The organism is Bacillus sp. FG16 (genome assembly GCF_057809515.1).
In genome coordinates this window covers 17,165-39,352 of the sequence record NZ_JBMDKC010000055.1, presented here as the reverse complement: position 1 = coordinate 39,352, position 22,188 = coordinate 17,165, and the positions used below count along the sequence as shown (strand labels likewise).

General features: G+C 35.9%; 25 protein-coding genes. 9 read left to right on the top strand and 16 right to left on the bottom strand.

The features are described from left to right. Positions 1–380: 380 nt before the first annotated feature. Complete coding sequence (locus tag ACODS7_RS19555; RefSeq protein ID WP_000025067.1) at positions 381–737, top strand: YgzB family protein; 357 nt, start codon at positions 381–383, stop codon at positions 735–737. A 106-nt stretch (positions 738–843) separates the two neighbouring features. On the opposite strand, the gene ACODS7_RS19550 is transcribed toward ACODS7_RS19555, so the two are convergent. The 7 genes from ACODS7_RS19550 to ACODS7_RS19520 all read right to left on the bottom strand — a co-directional run bounded on the left by ACODS7_RS19550 (position 844) and on the right by ACODS7_RS19520 (position 5,727). Beyond that, positions 844–1,263, bottom strand: coding sequence for a GNAT family N-acetyltransferase (locus ACODS7_RS19550; protein WP_000759743.1), 420 nt, complete (start codon positions 1,261–1,263; stop codon positions 844–846). Between the two features lie 170 nt (positions 1,264–1,433). Next, positions 1,434–1,862, bottom strand: coding sequence for a peroxide-responsive transcriptional repressor PerR (gene perR, locus ACODS7_RS19545; protein WP_000237829.1), 429 nt, complete (start codon positions 1,860–1,862; stop codon positions 1,434–1,436). 300 nt (positions 1,863–2,162) lie between these two features. Further along, positions 2,163–2,618, bottom strand: a complete 456-nt coding sequence (gene bcp / locus ACODS7_RS19540; RefSeq protein ID WP_000633711.1) for a thioredoxin-dependent thiol peroxidase — start codon at positions 2,616–2,618, stop codon at positions 2,163–2,165. 44 nt (positions 2,619–2,662) lie between these two features. Next, positions 2,663–3,067, bottom strand: coding sequence for a potassium channel family protein (locus tag ACODS7_RS19535; RefSeq protein ID WP_016083615.1), 405 nt, complete (start codon positions 3,065–3,067; stop codon positions 2,663–2,665). Positions 3,068–3,139: 72 nt separating this feature from the next. Then, complete coding sequence (locus ACODS7_RS19530; protein WP_016083616.1) at positions 3,140–3,925, bottom strand: ABC transporter permease; 786 nt, start codon at positions 3,923–3,925, stop codon at positions 3,140–3,142. A 4-nt stretch (positions 3,926–3,929) separates the two neighbouring features. Beyond that, complete coding sequence (locus ACODS7_RS19525) at positions 3,930–4,721, bottom strand: ABC transporter permease (protein WP_000521519.1); 792 nt, start codon at positions 4,719–4,721, stop codon at positions 3,930–3,932. After that, a complete protein-coding gene (locus ACODS7_RS19520) occupies positions 4,714–5,727 on the bottom strand; it encodes an ABC transporter ATP-binding protein (RefSeq protein ID WP_016083617.1) in 1,014 nt (337 codons plus the stop codon). Before ACODS7_RS19520 ends, ACODS7_RS19525 begins: the two co-directional genes overlap by 8 nt. Before the next feature lie 127 nt (positions 5,728–5,854). Between ACODS7_RS19520 and hemL the strand changes: the two genes are divergently transcribed. Together hemL and ACODS7_RS19510 are read left to right on the top strand one after the other, a co-directional pair. Beyond that, positions 5,855–7,153, top strand: coding sequence for a glutamate-1-semialdehyde-2,1-aminomutase (gene hemL, locus ACODS7_RS19515; protein WP_243168147.1), 1,299 nt, complete (start codon positions 5,855–5,857; stop codon positions 7,151–7,153). 198 nt (positions 7,154–7,351) lie between these two features. Beyond that, complete coding sequence (locus ACODS7_RS19510; RefSeq protein WP_048564184.1) at positions 7,352–11,788, top strand: glutamate synthase-related protein; 4,437 nt, start codon at positions 7,352–7,354, stop codon at positions 11,786–11,788. A gap of 160 nt (positions 11,789–11,948) precedes the next feature. Here the strand turns inward: ACODS7_RS19510 and ACODS7_RS19505 are convergent, their stop codons facing one another. Next, the gene (locus ACODS7_RS19505) at positions 11,949–12,101 is read right to left on the bottom strand and encodes a hypothetical protein (protein ID WP_162200711.1); all 153 of its coding nucleotides are present in this window, start codon (positions 12,099–12,101) and stop codon (positions 11,949–11,951) included. Positions 12,102–12,144: 43 nt separating this feature from the next. Here ACODS7_RS19505 and ACODS7_RS19500 point away from each other — a divergent pair, with 43 nt between their 5' ends. Beyond that, positions 12,145–13,233, top strand: coding sequence for an aromatic acid exporter family protein (locus ACODS7_RS19500; protein WP_016083619.1), 1,089 nt, complete (start codon positions 12,145–12,147; stop codon positions 13,231–13,233). A gap of 14 nt (positions 13,234–13,247) precedes the next feature. Here ACODS7_RS19500 and ACODS7_RS19495 read toward each other — a convergent pair whose 3' ends face one another. From ACODS7_RS19495 to ACODS7_RS19480, 4 genes are all read right to left on the bottom strand, one after another. Beyond that, positions 13,248–15,008 (bottom strand): ABC transporter ATP-binding protein, encoded by a 1,761-nt coding sequence (locus ACODS7_RS19495; RefSeq protein ID WP_016083620.1) that lies wholly within the window; start codon positions 15,006–15,008, stop codon positions 13,248–13,250. 54 nt (positions 15,009–15,062) lie between these two features. Beyond that, complete coding sequence (gene ntdP / locus ACODS7_RS19490) at positions 15,063–15,593, bottom strand: nucleoside tri-diphosphate phosphatase (RefSeq protein WP_000506627.1); 531 nt, start codon at positions 15,591–15,593, stop codon at positions 15,063–15,065. A gap of 264 nt (positions 15,594–15,857) precedes the next feature. Continuing rightward, positions 15,858–16,118, bottom strand: coding sequence for a YgaB family protein (locus ACODS7_RS19485; RefSeq protein ID WP_000997587.1), 261 nt, complete (start codon positions 16,116–16,118; stop codon positions 15,858–15,860). A gap of 188 nt (positions 16,119–16,306) precedes the next feature. After that, positions 16,307–16,588 carry a gamma-type small acid-soluble spore protein gene (locus ACODS7_RS19480; protein WP_000039035.1) on the bottom strand — a complete coding sequence of 94 codons (282 nt, stop codon included), beginning with the start codon at positions 16,586–16,588 and terminating at the stop codon, positions 16,307–16,309. A 125-nt stretch (positions 16,589–16,713) separates the two neighbouring features. Between ACODS7_RS19480 and ACODS7_RS19475 the strand changes: the two genes are divergently transcribed. Then, positions 16,714–16,938: a hypothetical protein gene (locus ACODS7_RS19475; RefSeq protein ID WP_000275439.1), complete on the top strand. Its 225-nt coding sequence runs from the start codon at positions 16,714–16,716 to the stop codon at positions 16,936–16,938. 34 nt (positions 16,939–16,972) lie between these two features. Here the strand turns inward: ACODS7_RS19475 and mutY are convergent, their stop codons facing one another. After that, positions 16,973–18,070 (bottom strand): A/G-specific adenine glycosylase, encoded by a 1,098-nt coding sequence (gene mutY, locus ACODS7_RS19470; RefSeq protein ID WP_243168146.1) that lies wholly within the window; start codon positions 18,068–18,070, stop codon positions 16,973–16,975. Positions 18,071–18,219: 149 nt separating this feature from the next. Between mutY and ACODS7_RS19465 the strand changes: the two genes are divergently transcribed. Next, positions 18,220–19,200, top strand: coding sequence for a metal-dependent hydrolase (locus ACODS7_RS19465; protein ID WP_016083622.1), 981 nt, complete (start codon positions 18,220–18,222; stop codon positions 19,198–19,200). A 24-nt stretch (positions 19,201–19,224) separates the two neighbouring features. Here ACODS7_RS19465 and ACODS7_RS19460 read toward each other — a convergent pair whose 3' ends face one another. Next, on the bottom strand, positions 19,225–19,491 hold the full coding sequence (locus ACODS7_RS19460; protein WP_243168145.1) for a YfhJ family protein: 267 nt from the start codon (positions 19,489–19,491) through the stop codon (positions 19,225–19,227). Between the two features lie 134 nt (positions 19,492–19,625). Between ACODS7_RS19460 and ACODS7_RS19455 the strand changes: the two genes are divergently transcribed. Both ACODS7_RS19455 and ACODS7_RS19450 read left to right on the top strand, forming a co-directional pair. After that, positions 19,626–19,784, top strand: coding sequence for a small, acid-soluble spore protein K (locus ACODS7_RS19455; RefSeq protein WP_000517891.1), 159 nt, complete (start codon positions 19,626–19,628; stop codon positions 19,782–19,784). A gap of 46 nt (positions 19,785–19,830) precedes the next feature. After that, positions 19,831–19,983, top strand: a complete 153-nt coding sequence (locus ACODS7_RS19450) for a YpzG family protein (RefSeq protein ID WP_000122093.1) — start codon at positions 19,831–19,833, stop codon at positions 19,981–19,983. A 64-nt stretch (positions 19,984–20,047) separates the two neighbouring features. On the opposite strand, the gene ACODS7_RS19445 is transcribed toward ACODS7_RS19450, so the two are convergent. After that, positions 20,048–20,365, bottom strand: coding sequence for a YfhH family protein (locus tag ACODS7_RS19445; RefSeq protein ID WP_016083624.1), 318 nt, complete (start codon positions 20,363–20,365; stop codon positions 20,048–20,050). A gap of 13 nt (positions 20,366–20,378) precedes the next feature. Beyond that, positions 20,379–21,191, bottom strand: a complete 813-nt coding sequence (gene recX, locus ACODS7_RS19440; protein WP_016083625.1) for a recombination regulator RecX — start codon at positions 21,189–21,191, stop codon at positions 20,379–20,381. An 81-nt stretch (positions 21,192–21,272) separates the two neighbouring features. Here recX and ACODS7_RS19435 point away from each other — a divergent pair, with 81 nt between their 5' ends. After that, positions 21,273–22,178, top strand: coding sequence for a TIGR01777 family oxidoreductase (locus ACODS7_RS19435; protein ID WP_016083626.1), 906 nt, complete (start codon positions 21,273–21,275; stop codon positions 22,176–22,178). The last annotated feature ends 10 nt before the right edge of the window (positions 22,179–22,188 follow it).

The following is a 22,188-nucleotide window of genomic DNA, read 5'->3' as shown; positions in this document are numbered from 1 at the left end:
AATAAAAATTGACGTTTCACGTTGTTTGTTTCGTTCAGTTTTCAAAGAACTACTTGGTCGCTCATTTGCGACTTCCTTATGTTAACATCTTCATTTTTCAATGTCAACTAAGTTTTTTAATTTCTTTTTGTCGTTTTCTGCGTTTCCGCATCAGCGACGGTTATTAATATATCATGCAGTATATACAGGGTCAATACTTTTTACAAAAAAAATTTCACATCCCGTTAAAAACTTAAAAATCGCTGTAAAAATCATTATAGCACCCATTCATTCTTCATGGCCCCCTCCTATCCATTTCATATCTTATCCCTTTATCAATTTACACGAGAGTGAAAATTCTAAATTTTATGTTATATTATTATTATAGGAGTGTGGTGAGAATGAGCATTAAGTATTCAAACAAAATCAATAAAATCCGGACCTTTGCATTAAGTTTAGTATTTATCGGCCTCTTCATTGCATACTTAGGTGTCTTTTTCCGCGAAAACATTATTGTTATGACAACGTTTATGATGGTTGGCTTTTTAGCTGTTATCGCTAGCACTGTCGTTTACTTTTGGATTGGTATGTTATCTACTAAGACTATCCAAATTATTTGTCCAAGCTGTGATAAGCCAACAAAAATGCTCGGCCGTGTCGATGCATGTATGCACTGCAATCAACCTTTAACACTAGATCGAGATCTAGAAGGAAAAGAATTTGATGAAAAGTATAATAAGAAGAGTTATAAATCATAAGTATCAAGGGAAATACGAGTTTGCAACACTACAAACGTTTCAACTCATTAAAAAGTTGATTTATTAAGAAATCAACTTTTTAATTGTTTTATTAAATTTATTACACCTATTTTTTCGAAATAACAGTAAACATCCCTGTCATGTTAGGCGAATAATCTTTAAAATCATATTTTTCGTAGAATGACGTTTTACCTTGCGACGCAAACAAACCAATGAATGCTTTATCTGGAGCATTCTGATTTAAGTATTCTACTAAAGTATTCATTATTTTCTTTCCAATACCATTCTTTTGATACTCTGGATGAACCACTATATCTTGAATATAGAAATAGATAGCCCCATCACCAACAATTCTCCCCATGCCGATGATTTGATTATTATCCTTGACTGTTATACAGTAAATCGAATTTTGAAGTGATATTTCCGCCACCTCAAAGTTCATATAATTAGTCCATCCCACAGAATCACATAAATATTTATATTCTTCCAATGTTGGAATGTCACTTTTAATCTCATATTTCTTCAAAATGTCCCCTCCAAGAATTCATTTCCACCAATACAAAGTAAATTCGACAAACTTTTATCTATCCCTTCTTACTAACTTAGCACTGTAAATCCTGATTAACCTCACGCTAATCCTTATATAATAAAGAAAGAGGCTGACGTATAGCCGTCAGCCTCTTTCTTTATTATATATTACGCCTTATGACACTCTGGACAAACGCCATAAATTTCTAAGCGATGACTATTGATAACGAAGCCTGTCGTTTTCGCAGCTTCCTCTTCCAGCTTTTCCAAGCCTCCATAAGGAAAATCAACAATCTTACCACATTTTTCGCAAATTACATGATAATGTTGACTTGTAACATAATCAAATCTACTTGAAGCGTCTCCATAAGTTAATTCCTTTACAAGTCCAACCTCTTTAAACACACGTAAGTTATTATAGACAGTTGCAACACTCATATTTGGAAACTTACCTTCTAATGCTTTATAAATATCATCCGCTGTTGGGTGCGTCATTGATTCCACAAGGTACTCTAAAATAGCATGACGCTGTGGAGTAATGCGTACACCCGTATTTTTCAGCATTTCTAGCGCTTCTTTTAATTCTTCTTTGACCACCGTCATGCACCCCGATTCTATACGGATTATTATTTTATAATTCTTATAAAGAGTGTACTCCTTTTCTTATAAATCGTCAATATTTCTACTATAAGTATGTGGTTTATTTTTATATTCAGGGCTTGTTTTTATGTATCTTTCCCTTTTCCCTCATAATATTACATAGAAAAAAGTGCGACATAATCGCACTTGGAATACTATCATCTGAGGAGGTATGCCCTACACTTCCACTTTATGTAAGGCAGTAAAATATGTATAGACACTTGCCTTGTTTCTGCATATTTTATCTCCACTATAGATTTATTTTATATAAGAAAGAACATCCTCAATATGTCCTTTCACTTTCACTTTACGCCACTCTTTTACAAGTTCACCGTCTTTATTAATAAGGAATGTAGAACGCTCGATTCCCATATACTCTTTCCCAAAGTTCTTTTTCAACTTCCAAACATCATATAACTCTGCTACTTTATGATCTTCATCTACTAAAAGTGTAAATGGCAATTCATGTTTCTCAATGAATTTCAAATGTCTATTCGCTGAATCAGGACTTACTCCAAGAATAACCGTATCCTTCTCTTGAAATACTCCATACGCATCACGAAAATCACATGCTTCAGTTGTACATCCTGGCGTCATATCTTTCGGGTAAAAATAGAGAACTACATTTTTACCGCGGAAATCAGCTAGGCTAACTTCTTCTCCGTTACTTCCCTCTAATGTGAATTCTGGTGCCATTTCTCCTACTGTAATCATAGTTATCACTCCTACTCTTTTCCTTTACTATAACAAATGCTTCCTTATTTTTCATTGCCTATTACAGACCTCATCACAAAAGCAAAAGGGAGTGTATATCCAATTAGCGCTTCTGCGATTGCAATCCATCGCCCAATTCCAATCGGAGATATGTCACCATATCCAACAGACAATAAAGTAACTGCGCTAAAATATAAACAAACTTCAACGAGTTGAAAAGAATGAGCATTCAAACTTTCTCCGTCCTCTTTCAAAACTGAGAAACCCATTTCCTCTAATACAACGTAACTTAATCCAAACGCGATCAGTACTGTTGTATAGATCAAAAATAATGTGGCCAAATTATACAGCGAAAAAAAACGCGTTGAATCTGAATATGAACTCCATAATAATTGGACACTTTTCAAAATAGCGATTGCTGCAATTAATAGAATAAATCCCCATAACATGTCCTCCACCTCATTTTATATGTATGAGGTGGAGGACTGATTTATCCCTTAGAAACGAACAAGCTTCTATAATTAATTACCCGCGCCACGGTACCTTTTTACTCCTTGGTTCCAGAGGTTGATTGCAATCGTAAAACAGATAACACCAACAATTGGCGTCGCGAATGCATAACTATTCCATTCTGTTTTTCTTAAAAAGTATGCTGCTGGATATACTCCAACAAACGCAAACGGTAAAACAAACGTTAAAATGAAACGAATTACACGATTATAAATATTAACAGGATAGCGCCCGTAATTACCTATGTTATACATAAGGGGCATAATTGAACTTTTCGCATCCGACCAAAAACCAAGGCTCGCAAGCGTAACAAATATCCCTCCATATACAAGCGCTCCTCCTCCTACCATCAATATAAATAAGAAGAAATCATACCAGTAAAAAGATAATTGTAACTCCACAGCTGCATATCCCATTACAACAATCCCTGTAATGGCTCCAATTAAAGATTCAAGTTCCATTCTTTCTAATATAATTTGAAATAAGCTATGAATCGGTCGCGTTAATACACGATCCATCTCCCCTTTAATAATGTATCGATCATTAAAATCCCATATATTAAAGAAAGCTGAAAAGATGGCAAATGGTACTAAAAAGAACCCATAAATAAAGATTACCTCTTCTCGACTCCATCCCTTCAATGCTTGTGTATGCCCAAATACAACGAGAATAAATATTAAATTAACTGCTTGAAGCGATAAATCAGAAAGTAAACCAACGATAAAATCGCCTCGATACTCCAATTTCGTTTTTATATATTGACTTGCATATTGTAAAAATAAGTTTATATATAGCATCTCATCATCCCCCTTGTACAATTAGACGTTTTCTCGCCGTTCTCCACATGAGTACAATTGGAATAATAAGTACAATTGCCCAAATCACTTGAAATACTAAAGCCTCATACAACTTACTCCCCTGTATACCTTCAGAAAAAATCATACTTGGAATATAACTAATCGCCTGAAACGGTAAAAACATCATTGCTTTTTGGGCCCATAACGGATAAAAACTAATTGGTAATAATAGACCTGAAAATAAATCAATAACAACGCGTTTTGCATACATAATTCCACTATTATTAAATAGGAAAAACGTAAGCATTCCCGTCATTAAATTAATTTGTGTATTAATAATAAAACTAAATATTAAAGATAAGAAGAAATATAACCAAGTTTGAAAATTCGTTGTAATTTGCAACGAAAATAATAACGTAACGATAACCATGCCTGGAATAGAAAAGAAGGCAAAACGGAATATTCCCTCGCCAAGACCTTGCATAACTTTCATTCCCAAATAGTTATACGGACGAATTAATTCTACAGCCACACGTCCTTCTTGAATCTCCATCGCAATTTCCCTATCTATATTATTAAAATAGAAGGCACGTGCCATCCAAGCGATTGCGATATACGTGGTCATTTGCGAAATAGATAAACTTTCAATATTCTCTTTTCCGCTATAAATTGCTTGCCATAAGAAATAGTACGCACCGATATTAATTGTATAAATTAAAATCCCGCTATAGTAATTTGTACGATACGCAAGCATCATTAAAAAGCGAATTCGAATCATTTCAATATACTTACCCATGCGTAATACCTTCTTCATAAATGTTACGAATAATTTCCTCTGTAGACACTTCGTTAATTTTTAAATCTTTAATTTGAAATGCTTGTACTACTTTAGAAATAAGCATTGAAATAATAACTTCTTCATTCGGAATTTTTGCAACCCACGCGTTTTCCTCTTTCGCTTTCGACCAAACGACATGATTATCTGGCATAACCATTGATAAAGCCTGATAGGAAACTGGTGCAACAAACTGAAAGTGTATTTCCTTCTCTGCTCCCCACTGCGTACGAAGATTATTTAAAGAACCGTCATACATAATATTTCCTTCATCCAGCATGATAACACGCTCACATAAAGCTTCAATATCAGTAATATCATGAGTAGTTAATAAAATTGTTGTTTTATAACGTTCATTCATTTCTTTTAAAAATTCACGTATTTTCAATTTCACAAGTACATCTAACCCAATTGTTGGCTCATCTAAAAATAATAACGGTGGATTATGAATTAAGGCTGCTGCTAATTCACAACGCATCCTTTGACCAAGAGATAATTTTCGAACTGGTTTATCTAATAAAGGTCCTATATCTAACGTTTCAATTACGTGCTCCATATGCTCCTTATACTGAGCGTCTGATACACCATACACCTTCTTTAATAAACGAAACGATTCTTGGACTGCAATATCCCACCAAAGTTGCGAGCGCTGTCCAAAGACAACACCAATTGTTCTTACAAATTCTTCTCTTTGTTTATGTGGATTCATTCCATTTACTATGATTTGCCCTGATGTCGGAGTCAAAATCCCCGTAAGCATTTTAATTGTTGTTGATTTACCAGCACCGTTCTCACCGATATAACCAACCATTTCACCTTGCTTTACAGTAAAAGATACATCATTTACTGCTGGTACTATTTTATAATTACGATTTAATAAATCGCGAAATGCACCCTTTAAGCCCGGACGACTTGAATAGGCTGTAAACTCTTTACGTAACCCTTGTACCTCAATTACCGATTTCATAATCGGACCCCCCTCCTAAATGTCACAACGAATAGTTTACCCAACTGCCTTCGCTATCACAAACAATACGTCTTTTCGAAAAACATGTTAGAATAATACATAGATTTTTGTAAGGAGATGAATTGTAGTGAAATTCACAAAGTCAGAAGCATTACATAAAGAAGCTTTAGAGCATATCGTTGGCGGTGTTAACAGTCCTTCTCGTTCTTTTAAAGCAGTTGGCGGCGCCGCTCCTGTTGCTATGGAACGCGGGAAAGGCGCTTATTTCTGGGATGTAGACGGAAATAAATATATCGATTATTTAGCAGCATACGGTCCTATTATTACTGGACATGCTCATCCGCATATAACAAAAGCAATTACAACAGCTGCTGAAAATGGGGTACTTTATGGAACACCAACAGCGCTAGAGGTAAAATTCGCAAAAATGTTAAAAGAAGCAATGCCTGCATTAGATAAAGTCCGTTTTGTAAACTCTGGTACAGAAGCAGTGATGACAACGATTCGTGTTGCTCGTGCTTATACAGGTCGCACAAAAATCATGAAATTTGCTGGTTGTTACCACGGTCATTCTGATTTAGTACTTGTGGCAGCTGGATCTGGTCCTTCTACTTTAGGAACTCCTGACTCAGCTGGCGTACCACAAAGTATCGCACAAGAAGTTATTACCGTTCCATTTAATAATGTAGAAACTTTAAAAGAAGCGTTAGATAAATGGGGTCATGAAGTAGCAGCTATCCTTGTAGAACCAATCGTTGGAAACTTCGGTATTGTAGAGCCTAAACCAGGATTCCTTGAAAAAGTGAATGAACTTGTTCACGAAGCTGGCGCACTAGTAATTTACGATGAAGTTATTACTGCTTTCCGCTTTATGTACGGTGGTGCTCAAGACTTACTTGGTGTGACACCTGACTTAACAGCGCTTGGTAAAGTTATTGGCGGCGGTTTACCGATCGGTGCTTACGGTGGTAAGAAAGAAATTATGGAACAAGTTGCTCCGCTAGGACCTGCATACCAAGCTGGTACAATGGCAGGAAATCCTGCTTCTATGGCATCAGGTATCGCTTGTCTAGAAGTGCTTCAACAAGAAGGACTTTATGAGAAATTAGATGAACTTGGTGCAATGCTTGAAAAAGGAATTTTAGAGCAAGCAACGAAACATAATATCGACATTACATTAAACCGTCTAAAAGGAGCTTTAACTGTATACTTCACAACAAATACAATTGAAGATTACGATGCCGCACAAGATACAGACGGTGAAATGTTCGGTAAATTCTTCAAGCTTATGCTTCAAGAAGGAGTTAACTTAGCACCTTCTAAATACGAGGCATGGTTCTTAACGACAGAACATACAAAAGAAGATATTGAATATACAATCGAAGCTGTCGGCAGAGCATTTGCTGCCCTAGCAGACAATAAATAATCCCGTCATTAAAAGGAAAAAAGAAAGCTCACCTTTCTTTTTTCCTTTTTTCTATTTCATAAATTCCGTATTAATAGTATAATTATTCATAATTATCTGTTTTATATTCTTTTGCAGCATTACTATCTCTGTGTACAAGGTGATTTGCACCTTAAATAGTAAGATTATTCTAACTTTTACAAGAGGGGGGATTGACGGATGCTCAATACAAAAAATACATGGACACCGTCTTTATTTCGAGATTATAGAAATGCAGAACACGATGCGTGTGGAATCGTTTCCGTTATGGAGAAACGAAAAATTGCTACAAAAGAAAACATTGACCTTTGTATACAATCACTCGTCAAAATGAATCATAGAGCTGGTTTCATTAATGGCGAGGGCGATGGGATCGGCATTCACATTGATATACCAAAAGCGCTTTGGAATGAAAAACTAAAAAGTAGCGGATATAATCCAACGATTGTGGATCATCCCCACTTTATCGTTGGACATTTTTTTCTAAATAAAAAAGAAAACATTACTATCTTAAAAGATTATATTCGTACGCAATTAAACAACAAAAACTTTACAATCATTTTCGAAAGTGATGATGTAACAAACTCGGATGCACTCGGTCCACTTGGTAAACAAGAAGAACCTTTATTTTGGCAAGTTGCCCTTATCGCAGAAAACGAAATTACAAATATTGAGCAAACATTATTTGCTGTCACAATAAAAATAGAGGAAAACGAAGCAATTCATGTTGCTTCATTAAGTCGTGATCATGTTGTATATAAAGTTCTAGGTGCTGGTGATACACTTGTTGCCTACTATAATGATTTACAACATCCACTTATCGCTTCAACTATGACATTAGGACATAACCGCTACTCTACTAATACATTATCTAATTTTTTTCGTGTACAACCATTTAGCATTCTCGGACATAATGGTGAAATTAACACAATTGCAAAATTACGCGATCAGGCTGAAATGATTGATGTACCACTTACTGCTGGAGGCAGTGACTCTCAAGATTTAAACCGCACCTTAGAAACCCTACTTGTTCAATACGACTACAGCTTATTTGAAGCAATGGAAATTCTATTCCCACCAATTATTAATGAAATTAAACTTTATGAAACACCTTTACAAGATTTATATACGTATATACGTGAAGCATGGGGACATTTTGCACAAGGACCAGCTGGAATCATTTCCCGTTTTAAAGATGAAGCTGTTTTCAGTGTTGATTCCCTTGGATTACGCCCAGTATGGAAAGTAGAGACAGAGAGCTCTTTTATTTTCTCTTCTGAACCTGGAGTTGTATCACCAACTAAATATGTAGCAGAACCAAAACCACTCGCTCCTGGAGAAAAAGTCGGATTAAAATGGAATGAACAAGATGAACTTGTTCTTTATGAATATGATAAATATCAAATCCAAGTATATAACCGTTTTAAAAAGCGAATTGATACTACCAATTACCATTTAAATTTATCTATCCCTGAAACGAAAAAAATCCAAGGGCTATGTGATTCTGTTCAAGTTGAAACGAAACAATACGTCGCTTTCGGATGGGACCGAGAACATATTCAGCTCCTTGAACAGATGGCAACAAAAGGCGTTGAGCCAATACGCTCACTTGGGCATGACTCACCACTTGCCGCACTTGATACTGATAGACGAAATATCGCTGACTTTATTAAAGAAAGTGTAGCTGTTGTTACAAACCCTGCAATTGACCGCGACCGTGAAATTGAACACTTCTCTACACGTACTATACTTGGAGAGCGTCCAAGTTTATTAAGCGGCGCAAAACGGCCATTTGTAGTTGAAATGCTTTCACCGATTATTTTAGAAGGCAGCGTGGCACAACCTATTGCAGAGGAATTACACACAATTACGTACGAACAACTCATAGAGCTATTTATGACCCATAACTCTATCGCCACAATCTCTGCTACATTCAGCTCGTCAGAAACCCTGCAATGTGCATTAAGCCGCATTAGTTCTGAAGCGATAGCTGCTGTTAACAATGGTGCTTCTCTACTAGTATTAGATGACGCAAAAGCCCATCTAAATGAACGCTTGTGGATTGATCCACATTTAGTTACCGCTAAAGTACATCAAGCATTAAGTGAAAATAAATTACGCCGCAATTGTTCTCTCGTTATACGTTCTGGTGCCCTTCGCTCCTTACATGACATTGTCACGCTATATGGATTAGGAGCAGATAGTATTAATCCATATTTATTATTCGCGACTGTAAATGATGGAACAAAAACACCAATTACGAATCTGTATAATGCACTTAATAAAGGATTAGAAAAAGTCATTTCAACAATTGGAATTCATGAGTTACGTGGTTACGGACGTCTCTATTCATCTATTGGGTTACATGAGGAAATCGCAAACATATTACAAATTACAAATTTCTTCGGTTCAAATGATTTAGCTTTTTCACTTGAATCACTTGCTGAAGATGCAAAAATACGAGCAGAGGATTATAACAATCCTAAAATTAGAATGCGAAAATCATTTCATATATTCCCGCGAATTTGGAAAGCAATTGGCGATGTTGCAAAAGGAAATTCTTATGATGATTACCGTGACAAGTTAAGTGAACTAGAAGAGAATAATCCAATCGCAATCAGACACCTTGTTCAAACGAAACAAACAAAACATGTCGTTCCAACTGAAGAAGTATCTATCGGCATTCAAAATCATAATTTACCATTTATTATTAGTTCTATGTCATTTGGTTCTCAAAACGAAATCGCCTTTCGCGCATATGCAGAAGCGGCCGATCAGCTAAATATGATTAGCTTGAACGGTGAAGGCGGCGAAATTAAAGATATGATTGGGAAATACCCACATACACGTGGACAACAAGTGGCATCTGGACGATTTGGAGTAAATGCCGAACTACTAAACTCATCAAACTTAATTGAAATCAAGATCGGTCAAGGCGCAAAGCCTGGGGAAGGTGGACATTTACCTGGTTCAAAAGTGACAGCCAAAATAGCTGAAGCACGTAATGCGACAATCGGCTCAGATTTAATTTCACCTTCTAATAACCATGATATTTATTCAATTGAAGATTTAGCTCAAATGATTACAGAAATTAAAACAGCTAATCAACTTGCCAAAGTAGCCGTGAAAGTCCCTGTCGTTCCTAATATCGGAACAATTGCTGTCGGTATCGCCAAAGCTGGTGCTGATTTTATTAACATTAGCGGATTCGATGGCGGAACAGGTGCTGCACGTATTCACGCATTGCAGCATGTAGGTCTTCCTGTAGAAATTGGTGTTAAAGCCGCTCACAACGCTTTATTAGAAGCAAGTATGAGACATAAAGTAGAGATTTGGGCAGATGGTGGTATTCGAAGTGTAAATGATGCCTTGAAAATCATGCTCCTCGGAGCAAACCGTATTGGATTTGGCACACTATCAATGATTGCAATCGGCTGTACTACTTGCCGTGGGTGCCATCTAGATACTTGCCATGTTGGAATTGCGACACAAATCGAGTCTGAAGCACAAGCAAAAGAACACGGATTACGCCGCTTCGTCCCGCGCGAATTAGAAAGCGCAGTTGCCGGCCTGTTAAATTTATTCACCTCTTTCGGTGTAGAACTAAAACGATTAACAGGACAGCTTGGGTATACAAATTTACAAGCAATTGTTGGGCGTTCTGATTTATTAGAGCAAGTTCGAGGCGAAAATTTATTAAACTTATATAATTTACTACAAATAATAGAACATCCATCTGTTACAACAACAGAAGACATACCGGAAAAACAATTTAAAACAATTCATTCCGCTGACTCAAAAGAATTAGTAGGCGTTGGTGTAGAGCAACGCGTTATGGGCGGTCTAGAATCATGTTATCGCGTTCGCAGTAAACTATATGAAGCTACTCAACTTGAACCACTTACATTAAAATATACGAATGGTTCTATTCCTGGAAATGGGTTAGGTGCTTACAATAGTGAAAATTTATTTATACACGTAAATGGCGGCGCACAAGATGGCATTGGTAAAACTTCCTTTGGTGGTGGTATTTATATCACGAAATCAAAAGGAAAAGACGGAGTATATTATAACGGTTCTGTCGGAAAAGGATTTGGATATGGTGCACAAAAAGGGGCACTATACGTGCAAGGTAACGCTGATGCTCGCGCTGGCATTCGCCTTTCTGGGGCAGACATGATAATTGGAGGTAGAATAACAAAACCACTCCGTGAAAAAGAGCACGGAAATATAGGGGCATACTCCAATATTAAAGGGTTTGCTTTTGAATATATGACAAATGGGCGAGCGCTTGTTTTAGGTGACCCTGGTCCATGGATTTGCGCCGGCATGACTGGCGGTGTTGTTTATTTGCGTCATGATTCAAACTTAGGCTTAACAGAACAGGCCTTAAAAAGAAGAATCGCAAAAGGGGCAAATGTTACATTACAACCAATTAGTAAAAATGGTTTGAAAGATGTAACTGAATTATTGCTAGACTATATTCGTGTACTAAACGAGCATGAGCAATATGAGGAAGTTGCTTTGTTAACCCCGTTATTAGATGATATACAAAACCAGTTTTTTGAAATTATCCCGAAAAAAGAACAGGCAGATCCATCTATCTCAACAGAGTAACATGAGTAATTTTCATTATTAAGAAAAAATTGACGAAGTACACTTCTCATAGTAATCTATAGTAACAATTTGAGACCTGCTGAAATTCAGCAGGTCTTTTTACTAAAAACTGATGTTTAAAAGAAATTAGGAAAAATTATAAAGTGAAACTTTAATTAGCCTACAGCAATTGAACGTTTACCGGCATCCAGCTACTGAATTTAGACGCGGGAATCTTACTGTTCACAATTAGCGCGATAAAATAAATACTAATTTCTTTTAACGTCACTAAAATATCACTTGCTAACATATTGTAATGAATGTATAGTATCATGTTGTACATTCATTATGACAAGAGAAAGGATCTTATTTAGGGTATGAAACTTGGTGCTCGCATTTTAAAAACGGGTATTGCCATCACGTTAGCTTTATTTGCTTGTATTTTACTTCAATTACCGAGTCCGGTATTTGCGGGAATTTCAGCTATCTTTGCTGTTCAACCGTCTGTATACCGTTCTTATTTAACCGCACTTGAACAAATTCAAGCAAATGTAATTGGTGCGATATTTGCTATCGCATTTGCTACTGCTTTTGGACATAATCCTTTTATTATTGGATTAACATGTATATTAGTAATTGCTCTTACACTGCAATTACGATTAGAAAACACAATATCAATTGCTTTAGTAACAGTTATCGCCATTATGGAGTATCAAGGCGAAGATTTCTTTAGTTTTGCCTTACTTCGCTTTGCAACGATTATGATTGGTATTATTGCGGCTTCACTTGTAAATTTAGTATTTATGCCGCCCAAATATGAAACAAAACTTTATCATCGTATCGTTGATAATACAGAAGAAATTGTAAAATGGATTCGAATGAATAGCAGGCAGGCTTCTGATTTTACAACGCTAAAAACTGATATTGATCGTATGAAAGAAAAAATGATCAAACTAAACCATTACTATTTGCTGTATAAAGAAGAAAGAAGCTACACGAAAAAAGTAAAGTTCGCAAAAATTCGTAAGCTCGTTTTATTCAGACAAATGTTAGCGACAACAAGCCGTGCTTTAAGTACGTTAAAATCATTACACCGCACTGAAAATGAACTGCGCTATATGCCGGAAGAGTTTCAGGAATCTATCCAAAACGAACTTGACTCATTAACGCATTATCATGAACAAGTTCTATTAAAATTTATTGGTAAAGCAAAAAAACAACAATCAGTTGAAATGCTTGATGAAGTTGAAACAGGTAAACAAGAATTAATTGATATCTTTATGGAATATCAAAATAAGGACGATGAAGAAGCATATAAAACATGGTTACACCTCTTCCCTCTTATTTCTTCCATCATTAACTATAGTGAAGAAGTAGAGCATTTAGATTTACTTGTAGATAGCTTCTACACATACCATAAACCAGAAACAGAACTCCAAATCGATGATAAAAAAGAAGACGAATAAAAAAACAGCTCCTTTTATGCTAAAGGAGCTGTTTCTGTTATATGTTGAAGTTGATATAAATTGTAATAAAATCCTCTTTTTCGCATTAACTCTGCATGAGAACCAGTCTCTTTAATCTCACCGTCTTCAATGTAAATAATCGTATCAACATGCGTAATCGTCGCTAATCGATGTGCGATTATAATCGTCGTCCGGTCAGCAGCTAACGTCTGAAGCGCCTCTTGAATATACCTTTCATTTTCTAAATCTAATGCCGAAGTTGCTTCATCTAATATAAGGACCGACGGATTCTTTAGAAACACTCGTGCAATTGCCACGCGTTGTCTTTGCCCACCCGATAGCTTCACACCACGTTCTCCAACGACAGTATTATAACCATCTGGTAAGTCTATAATAAAATCATGAATTTGCGCAGCTTTGGCAGCTGCAATCACTTCTTGCTCTGTAGCTTTCGGATTTCCATATAAAATATTAGCTCCAATTGTATCGCTAAACAATAAATTATCTTGCAGTACAATTCCAATATTACTACGTAAATTTCTCATATTATACTTTCTTACATCTATCCCATCTACATAAACCGCACCTTCAGAAACATCATAGAAACGCGGGATCAAACTAGCAAGAGATGACTTTCCTCCCCCACTCGCTCCTACGAGCGCTACTTTCTCCCCAGGCTGCATAGTTAATGACAGGTTGTGTAATATCTCTTTTTCATCTGCATTATAACGAAAAGAAACATTATCAAATACAATTTCTCCATTTAATTTTTTCGTTTGTACCGCATTTGGCACATTAACAATATCGTATTTTTCATCTAACAGTTCAAACACTCGGTCCATCGATGCAAAAGATTGTGTTAATGTTGTAGATGAATTAACAAGGCGGCGAAGCGGACTATATAAACTATCCATATATCCAACAAAAGCTACCATCGTTCCTAGCGTTAACTGCCCCTGAATTACTTCATATGCTGCAAAACCAATCACAAGTAACGGACCTAAATCTGTTAACGTATTTACTGCCGAAAATGTTCTCGCCGTCCAACTTGTATGGGTTAATGCTTTCGTTAAAAATTCATTATTTCTTTTTTCAAACTGCTTCCCCTCATACTCTTCTAACGCAAAGCTACGTGTCACTTGCATCCCTTGAATACGTTCATGCAAATACCCTTGCATCGTCGCTAACGCTTGTGAACGCTCTTTCGTCAATTTCCGAAGACGTCCGAAAAAATATTTCACTGCAATTACATAAATAGGTAAAATCAATAACGCAACAAATGTTAATTTTATATTCATAGAAAACATAACAATGATGGCAATAGCAATTGTTGCAGTATCTAACCAGACGTTCATCAAACCAGTAATTACAAAATCTTTCGTTTGTTCTACATCATGGATGACGCGCGAAATAACCTCTCCTGTTTTTGTATTGGAGTAATAACGTAAACTTAACTTTTGTAAGTGACCGAAAATATACTTCCGTAAATCATACAGTATTGTATTTGCGATACGCTGCGCGAAATATTGACGATAATATTCAATCGGTGGTCTTAATACCGCAAAAATAAAAAAAGCAATTCCAATCGCTGTTATTAATTGAGATGTTTTATCTTGAAGTGAACCTCCGCCTTGAATTACATCATCGATAATATACTTTAATAACCACGGCATAATAAGTGGGATACCGAACTTAACTAGTCCAATAATAATTGTAATAGCGATAAGCCATCGATATGGTTTAACAAATTGTAAATATCTTTTTATGCCCTGCACATAATCCCCCCTCTAATAGGACAAACCTGCCGGGAAGCCCCCTGCAGGTTTGTTTTAATTTCTGTACATTAAATATCGTTCATACCACATATCTACGAAGTCTGGTGCGAACGGACCTTTTCTTTGATGAATCCACTGTGTTAAATGTGCTACATTTCGTTTTAAAATTGTATCGATAACAGGTGGATACTGCATAATTTGACTATGTTTTTCATACTCATCTTCATCTAGAAGCGTATATGTCATATCTGGATACACTTTAATATCTAAATCATAATCAATATACTTTAATGCTTCAGAATCATACGCAAAAGGGGAGCTTAAATTACAATAATAATATACGCCCTCTTCCCTAAGCATCCCAATCACATTAAACCAATAGTTGGCATGAAAATAACAAATTGCTGGTTCACGCGTAATCCATGTTCGGCCATCCGATTCTGTAACTACTGTACGATCATTCGCTCCGATCACAAGACTCTGTGTCCCTTTTAAAATTGTTGTTTCTTCCCACATTCTATGAATGGAGCCATTATGTTTATAACTATGTATTTGTACTTTTTCTCCTTCTTTGGGAAATCCCATATATGCTCCCTTCTTTCAACTGCAAATGCCCTTTGAACGGCATTCACTTTTCTTCTATTATAACTTTTTTGTCAAAATTTTAAAACTAAAGGGATAAGACTCTATTTTCCACACTGAATATGCAGGAGGTTTATCGTTGAATACAATAATACCCAATCTTCTCAGAAAACAAGGATTGTACTGTATTATTTATAAACGAGGACATGTAATAGAAAAAGCCCCTCTCTATTTGAAGGACTTTTCACCTGAAGGCAATAATATATCTTATCCTAAATTTGAAATCATTTTTTCAGTTTCAAAAGATTTTATCACACTATTCGTTTGCTTTTCGAATTTTTCATGTAATAGCTTCAACGCTACTTCTGTTCTATATATTTCTTGGCGAATAAAATGTAAGTCTTTTTTATCGCACGTATCCTTTTCACTCATTTCAATTTGTTGATACTTCTCTAAGTGTGATTGCAATTTTAACAGCTCATCCATCGTTTCCAATTGTTCTCCCACCAACTTATCAAAATCGTTCATTACTTACCCCCTTTTGGATTTCTTCATCAGTTATTATTCCTAATTACATATTTCTAATCTTTAACTTCCTTCTCCTTTGACAACATTTGTTGACTTATTAGAAGTTATGTCGTTCACTTTCTTTTCATTACAATGACCCGCACACAAAGAAAACACTTCTCTCGAATTGGAGAAGTGTTTTTCTTTCATTACTGATTTGAACTAGAAGATTGTGATTGTTTTGCAGCTGACTTAGCATTTTGTTTTTTCACAGCATGCACGTCTGTTTCAGTTGCAAATTCTGTACCATAACTAGCGTTTGCACTTTGTGCACCAGAAGCTTGTGCTTTCTTTGCTTCTGATTGTGCGTTTGCTTGTTTTACTGCTTGTACATTTGTTTCAGTTGCAAACTCTGTACCATAACTAGCATTTGTACTTTGAATGCTAGCACCAGAAGTTGCCTTGTTATAACCTTGTTGTTTTTTACTCATCTTTCTCACCTCCACAATCAATAATGTAACCAATTCAACTAGAAGCTATCCGTAATTTTCTTTTGAAAAAATTCCGCATATATCTCTTGTTACTCATTCAAACTATAGAAAATGGAGGTGGAAATATGTATATAGGACGCGATATGACTGAACTAACGATGCTTTCAAAAAACGAATGGAAAGAAGATGAATTAGCTTATTTTCATCATTCATTACAACAGATTTTGCCCTATTTAAATGCGGAAGGGCAAAGTATTTATAAAGAAATTGTAATAGAGATCGAATCAAGGGGCGGCTTACAAGAAGGTGATGCCAGTTGGACTCATGGGACAAAAATTTCTTACGATTAAAAAAGTGTTCCCAATTTAGGGAACACTTTTTTGTTTATTGCATTGTAATTTTCTCAACACAACTCTCATAAATCGTACGATGCGATTTAGAGAAAGGTAACTGCTCAAATGCTTTTTTCGATACAAGTTTCAATGTATCTGTTTCAACAATATCACCGGTTACTTTTCCGTAAAATACAAATATATCCCAAGTACGATGAGTAAATGTATGTTGTACATTCATTGCGTACTCATCAATAGAAATCGAAAGCTCAAACTTTTCTTTCATATAATCTATAAGCTGTTCTTTCTGACTTCGAATCCCTTCGCCAAGTTCAATATTCGGAAACTCCCACATATTAGCTAATAATCCGCTACTTGGACGTTTATTAATAACGTAACGACCATCTTCAGTTTGAAGTACTCCTGCAACAAGCGGTACCATTGTAGGAGCTTTCGCTTTACTTTTTACTGGTAGTTCTTTTTGAACACCTTCAGCATATCCTCTGCAATGCTCACGTACAGGACACAGTAAGCATGATGGATTTTTAGGAATGCAAATCATTGCACCTAATTCCATCAATCCTTGATTAAAATAAGATGGGTTTTCTACTGAAATAATTTCACGCACAATCTCTTCAAAAACTTTTCGAGTCTTTGGTTTTGCAATATCATCCCATACTGATAAAATGCGAGATAATACACGCATAACATTTCCATCAACTGCCGGCTCTGGTATACCATATGCGATACTTAAAATAGCGCCTTTTGTATATGGTCCGACACCTTTTAACTTTTCAATTTTCTTTACATCACTCGGTACAACCCCGCCGTATACTTCTTTTACCTCTTTTACTGCCGCATGTAAATTACGTGCTCTAGAATAATATCCTAAACCTTCCCATGCTTTTAATACTTCTTCATCATCTGCGTTCGCTAACGCTTCAAGTGTAGGAAACTTCCCCATAAAATTTGCGTAATATGGTTTTACAGCTTCTACTCTTGTTTGCTGTAACATAATCTCAGAAACCCAAACGCGGTATGGATCTTTATTTTTTCTCCATGGTAAGTCGCGCTGCTCCTCTTCAAACCAACCAATTAAATCATTTTGAAACTGCTCTATATTAAAATTTTTTAGTATTTCAAGTGTCAAACTTGATCCCCCTCATTTTTTTGCATATAAGTACTATTATAAAGATTTTAGGAAAAAATTTAAGTAAGATGACATAGGAAATTGAAGGCAAAGGACTTGAGGTATCTAATAAAAAGAGTTACATTAATAAAAAACGGAGGTGGATTTCTATGGACACAGCCACTCACCTTGTTATGGGTATCACTTTAGGTAGCTTAGCAACATTAGATCCAGCCATAGCACAAAGTGATATTGGCCCACAAGCTGTTATGCTTGCTACAATTGCTGGTTCCAACATTCCTGACATTGACACAGTTTTAAAATTGCGTAATAACGCTAAATATATAAGAAATCATCGCGGAGTTACTCATTCCATTCCCGCGGTAATTCTTTGGTCATTCCTTATAAGTGGCATCTCTTTCGCCTTCTTTTCAGACGCTCCATATCTTCATCTACTACTTTGGTCATTTATTGCAGTCTTCCTTCACGTCTTTGTAGATATTTTCAACGCCTATGGTACACAAGCATTACGGCCTTTCACAAAAAAATGGGTCGCACTCGGCGTGATTAATACATTCGATACCGTAATTTTCTTTATCCATATACTTGCAATTGCTTGCATGCTCGTCGGTTCTCATAAAGGATACACTGCCTTAGCAGCATATATATTAATGATTGTTTACTATATCGGACGAATTATGATGCACAGAAATATAAGAAGCGTTGTACACAAACGTTTCAAAAATGTCGAAAAGATTATCATTTCTCCTTCTTACCGATTTTATCATTATCATTTAGCAGTCGTTACAGCTGATTATTACTACGTTGCGAGATGGCACCGTGGTAACATCATGATATATGACAAGTTCGATCGGGTACCGTTCCCAGACAATGATATTATGCGAGCAGCTAAACAAGATGAAAACATCTCGGCCTTCCTATCTTTCTCTCCTGTATATCGCTGGGATATTTTTGATCATGATCATTATTACGAAGTACGATTCATTGATTTACGGTATCGAAGTAAAGATTATTATCCATTTGTCGCGATTGTTCAGCTCGACCATAATTTAAATATTATTAATTCCTATACAGGATGGATTTTTAGTGAAGAAAAACTTCGAAAAAAACTGGAATTACTTCCACATTAAAAAAAGCGACTTAAGTCGCTTTTTTTAATGTTTCAAATGATCTTCTTGATTAATTAAATGGCTATACTTCGGATTGTTTGTACGCATTTCATGAAGGCGTACACCATGATTATTAATCCATGATCGTACCACTTGCTCAGTCATTTCCTCACCGTGATAACGCCCTGATTTTGCATAAGTTGTTTGAAAATCTTCCCAAAGTAATTCAACCCACGCACGAGCTTGTCCGTAAAAGAGCTTGTCATTCTTGTCTAATAATTCTTTCGTTAATGCTTCATAAATATCATTCATGTTCTAATCTCCTTTTACCTATTTATCCCTTCATTTCTAAAGGATAGTTTCTTCTGTTTTGCACATTCTATAAGTGATACTTCTTAAAGAGGTTCTTAAAGAGGTATCAACTGATGAGGAGGAGGGCGTTCGCAATGGGTAAACAAGCCGAATTTTGGTCTGAGTCAAAAAACAACAGCAAAATCGACGGTCAGCCGAAAGCGAAATCACGCTTCGCTTCGAAGCGACCTAACGGCACAATTAACACGCACCCACAAGAACGTATGCGTGCTGCAAATCAGCAGGAAGAGTAATACAGATACAACCTAAAAAATTAACTTCCTACACGAGGTGATAAAGATGAGCTACCGTGATCGTTTAGATAGTCGTTCTGAATTATTTAACCATACGTGGACTCGTCCGAAACATGCGAAAGCGCAAGTTAACGGACAGACGCAACAAACCCAGTCTCTCATTATATTGGCCAACGAATGTAAAAAACGCCAATTTTAGAATCTCCTATCTCCTTTAACGCCTACCAAAGATGAAAACCAGAGAGATATTTACTCTCTGGTTTTTATTTTTCTTGCAATAAGGAAATTGGTATGCCAATCTCTTCATTATCATTTTGCTTATAACCCCAAGCAAATACCCCATTGAAGTACGTAATTTTAAATAATACACCAGGTTCTTCTATTAATTCATATGTTTCACCAATATGAAATTTGTTTATATCCGTCATATAGGCGCGAGCCATTGCCATCTTTCTCATTAATACATCGAACTCATTTACAATTCCAAGCTGCTCAGCCTTTATTGCTTGCTCCTTCAAATCTCCAATTTCTTCTCTAAGCTCATGTGGTGTCATTTCACTATAGCGTTTTGGCATATTCATCTCATTATTCCCCTCATCCCTCTTCACGTTTCATTTGTAAAAATATCTCTATCTCATCGATAGAGAATCCTTTTCGATATAACGCTTGTTTCATCTTGTTTTCAAATGTCCATCCATCATGCTTCTTATATTTCTCATAATATTTATTCCCATGATAGTGTAACGCTTCTTGTTGCTTTTCGTCATCTCTTTCGTCTTTCAATTCTTCCAAACAAATTTGAATTACTTCTCTAGAATATCCTTTTCGAACAAGCATCTCATCTAACTTTAGCTTCATTTGTAAAAAAGAATGCTTTTGATAAGATTTTTTCTTCTTTTCTATGAGAAACAAGGCATTCTCAATTTGCTTTTCCTTCGGATATTCTTGTAAACTATGCATAATAATTAAATCTTGAACACCTTTATTTAACAACTCTCTTTTAATAACAGTTGGACCTTTTCGATTCACATTACTTTGCGTTCGCGTATATAAAACAGCGTACTCTTTATCATTAATATATCGGTCATGTAATAATTTCGAAACGACTTCAGAGATGATGGCCTGTCCCACTTCTTTTTTTCGTAAAAAATCTTCTATTTCTTGTTTTGTTCTCATTTGATAGGATAAATAGGAGATTGCTTGTAAATATGCTTTTTGTACCTCTTCATTGTACAAAATATTTCCTAACTCTATTTCATCAATTTCTAAGCCTTTTTGTAATCCATGTTTCATTAAGATTACTTGATCCACACTAAACCCGTACTCTTCGCCTTGACCTTTATCAATATAAATATTAAATCGTTCTTTCGATCGTTTTTGTACTTCTATTTTTGTAATGACAGCCATACTCTCACCTCACTATTATTTTAACATAGTCGAGGAACATTTTTTCTTTTCAAGAATATATATAATGAGGAGGAAATACTTGTGAAAATCGCAATTTCTGGTGGTACAGGCTTTATCGGTAAATATCTTTCTACTTTTTTTGTTCAAAAAGGATATACTGTTTACATCCTCACACGAAAAAAAACTACTAAAACTTCCGCTCCTAACCTTCAGTATGTTCAATGGACACCAGATTTACAAACCTTCCCCCTCTCTTCTATTGATGTCGTTATTAATCTAGCCGGAGAGTCTATTAATAGTAGATGGACAAAGAAACAAAAGAAAGCCATTTTAAACAGTAGAATTCAAACAACAAAAGGAATCATTAAACAATTACAGGCACTCCATACAAAACCACATACATTTATTAATGCAAGTGCTATTGGATACTACGGAACATCTGAAATAGAGTCTTTTACTGAGCAACAAGAAACTCCCGGAAATGACTTTTTAGCAGAAACAGTATTTTTATGGGAGCAAGAAGCAGCTAAAGCATTTTCTCTCGGAATAAGAACAATTTACACAAGATTTGGAGTTGTATTAGGTGCAGATGGCGGAGCCTTGCCAAAAATGTTACTTCCCTATCAATTCTATATCGGCGGCACCATTGGTTCTGGGAAGCAATGGTTATCATGGATTCATATAGACGATGTCGTTCGTATGATGGATTTCATCATACACAAAAAAGAAATTGATGGCCCTCTTAATATGACAGCACCAACACCTATAAGAATGAAGGAATTTGGAAAGACCATCGCTGCTGCAACGAGAAAACCACATTGGCTGCCTGTCCCTTCATTTATGCTTCACGCCTTATTAGGTGAGATGAGCATACTTGTACTAGAAGGGCAACACGTATTACCTAGTAAAGCAATTAAACATGGATACCAATACACATTTCCGGCAATAGACCATGCATTACAAAATATACTTTCGCATACAATGTAGTACTTCTAAA

Excerpts from the sequence above, each read along its gene's own strand:
- ACODS7_RS19555 (WP_000025067.1), top strand. The coding sequence starts at position 381 with ATGAGCATTAAGTATTCAAACAAAATCAATAAAATCCGGACCTTTGCA.
- bcp (WP_000633711.1), bottom strand. The coding sequence starts at position 2,618 with ATGATTACAGTAGGAGAAATGGCACCAGAATTCACATTAGAGGGAAGT.
- ACODS7_RS19535 (WP_016083615.1), bottom strand. The coding sequence starts at position 3,067 with ATGTTATGGGGATTTATTCTATTAATTGCAGCAATCGCTATTTTGAAA.
- ACODS7_RS19530 (WP_016083616.1), bottom strand. The coding sequence starts at position 3,925 with ATGCTATATATAAACTTATTTTTACAATATGCAAGTCAATATATAAAA.
- ACODS7_RS19525 (WP_000521519.1), bottom strand. The coding sequence starts at position 4,721 with ATGGGTAAGTATATTGAAATGATTCGAATTCGCTTTTTAATGATGCTT.
- ACODS7_RS19520 (WP_016083617.1), bottom strand. The coding sequence starts at position 5,727 with ATGAAATCGGTAATTGAGGTACAAGGGTTACGTAAAGAGTTTACAGCC.
- ACODS7_RS19510 (WP_048564184.1), top strand. The coding sequence starts at position 7,352 with ATGCTCAATACAAAAAATACATGGACACCGTCTTTATTTCGAGATTAT.
- ACODS7_RS19505 (WP_162200711.1), bottom strand. The coding sequence starts at position 12,101 with ATGATACTATACATTCATTACAATATGTTAGCAAGTGATATTTTAGTG.
- ACODS7_RS19500 (WP_016083619.1), top strand. The coding sequence starts at position 12,145 with ATGAAACTTGGTGCTCGCATTTTAAAAACGGGTATTGCCATCACGTTA.
- ntdP (WP_000506627.1), bottom strand. The coding sequence starts at position 15,593 with ATGGGATTTCCCAAAGAAGGAGAAAAAGTACAAATACATAGTTATAAA.
- ACODS7_RS19485 (WP_000997587.1), bottom strand. The coding sequence starts at position 16,118 with ATGAACGATTTTGATAAGTTGGTGGGAGAACAATTGGAAACGATGGAT.
- ACODS7_RS19480 (WP_000039035.1), bottom strand. The coding sequence starts at position 16,588 with ATGAGTAAAAAACAACAAGGTTATAACAAGGCAACTTCTGGTGCTAGC.
- ACODS7_RS19475 (WP_000275439.1), top strand. The coding sequence starts at position 16,714 with ATGTATATAGGACGCGATATGACTGAACTAACGATGCTTTCAAAAAAC.
- ACODS7_RS19465 (WP_016083622.1), top strand. The coding sequence starts at position 18,220 with ATGGACACAGCCACTCACCTTGTTATGGGTATCACTTTAGGTAGCTTA.
- ACODS7_RS19460 (WP_243168145.1), bottom strand. The coding sequence starts at position 19,491 with ATGAATGATATTTATGAAGCATTAACGAAAGAATTATTAGACAAGAAT.
- ACODS7_RS19455 (WP_000517891.1), top strand. The coding sequence starts at position 19,626 with ATGGGTAAACAAGCCGAATTTTGGTCTGAGTCAAAAAACAACAGCAAA.
- ACODS7_RS19450 (WP_000122093.1), top strand. The coding sequence starts at position 19,831 with ATGAGCTACCGTGATCGTTTAGATAGTCGTTCTGAATTATTTAACCAT.
- ACODS7_RS19445 (WP_016083624.1), bottom strand. The coding sequence starts at position 20,365 with ATGAATATGCCAAAACGCTATAGTGAAATGACACCACATGAGCTTAGA.
- recX (WP_016083625.1), bottom strand. The coding sequence starts at position 21,191 with ATGGCTGTCATTACAAAAATAGAAGTACAAAAACGATCGAAAGAACGA.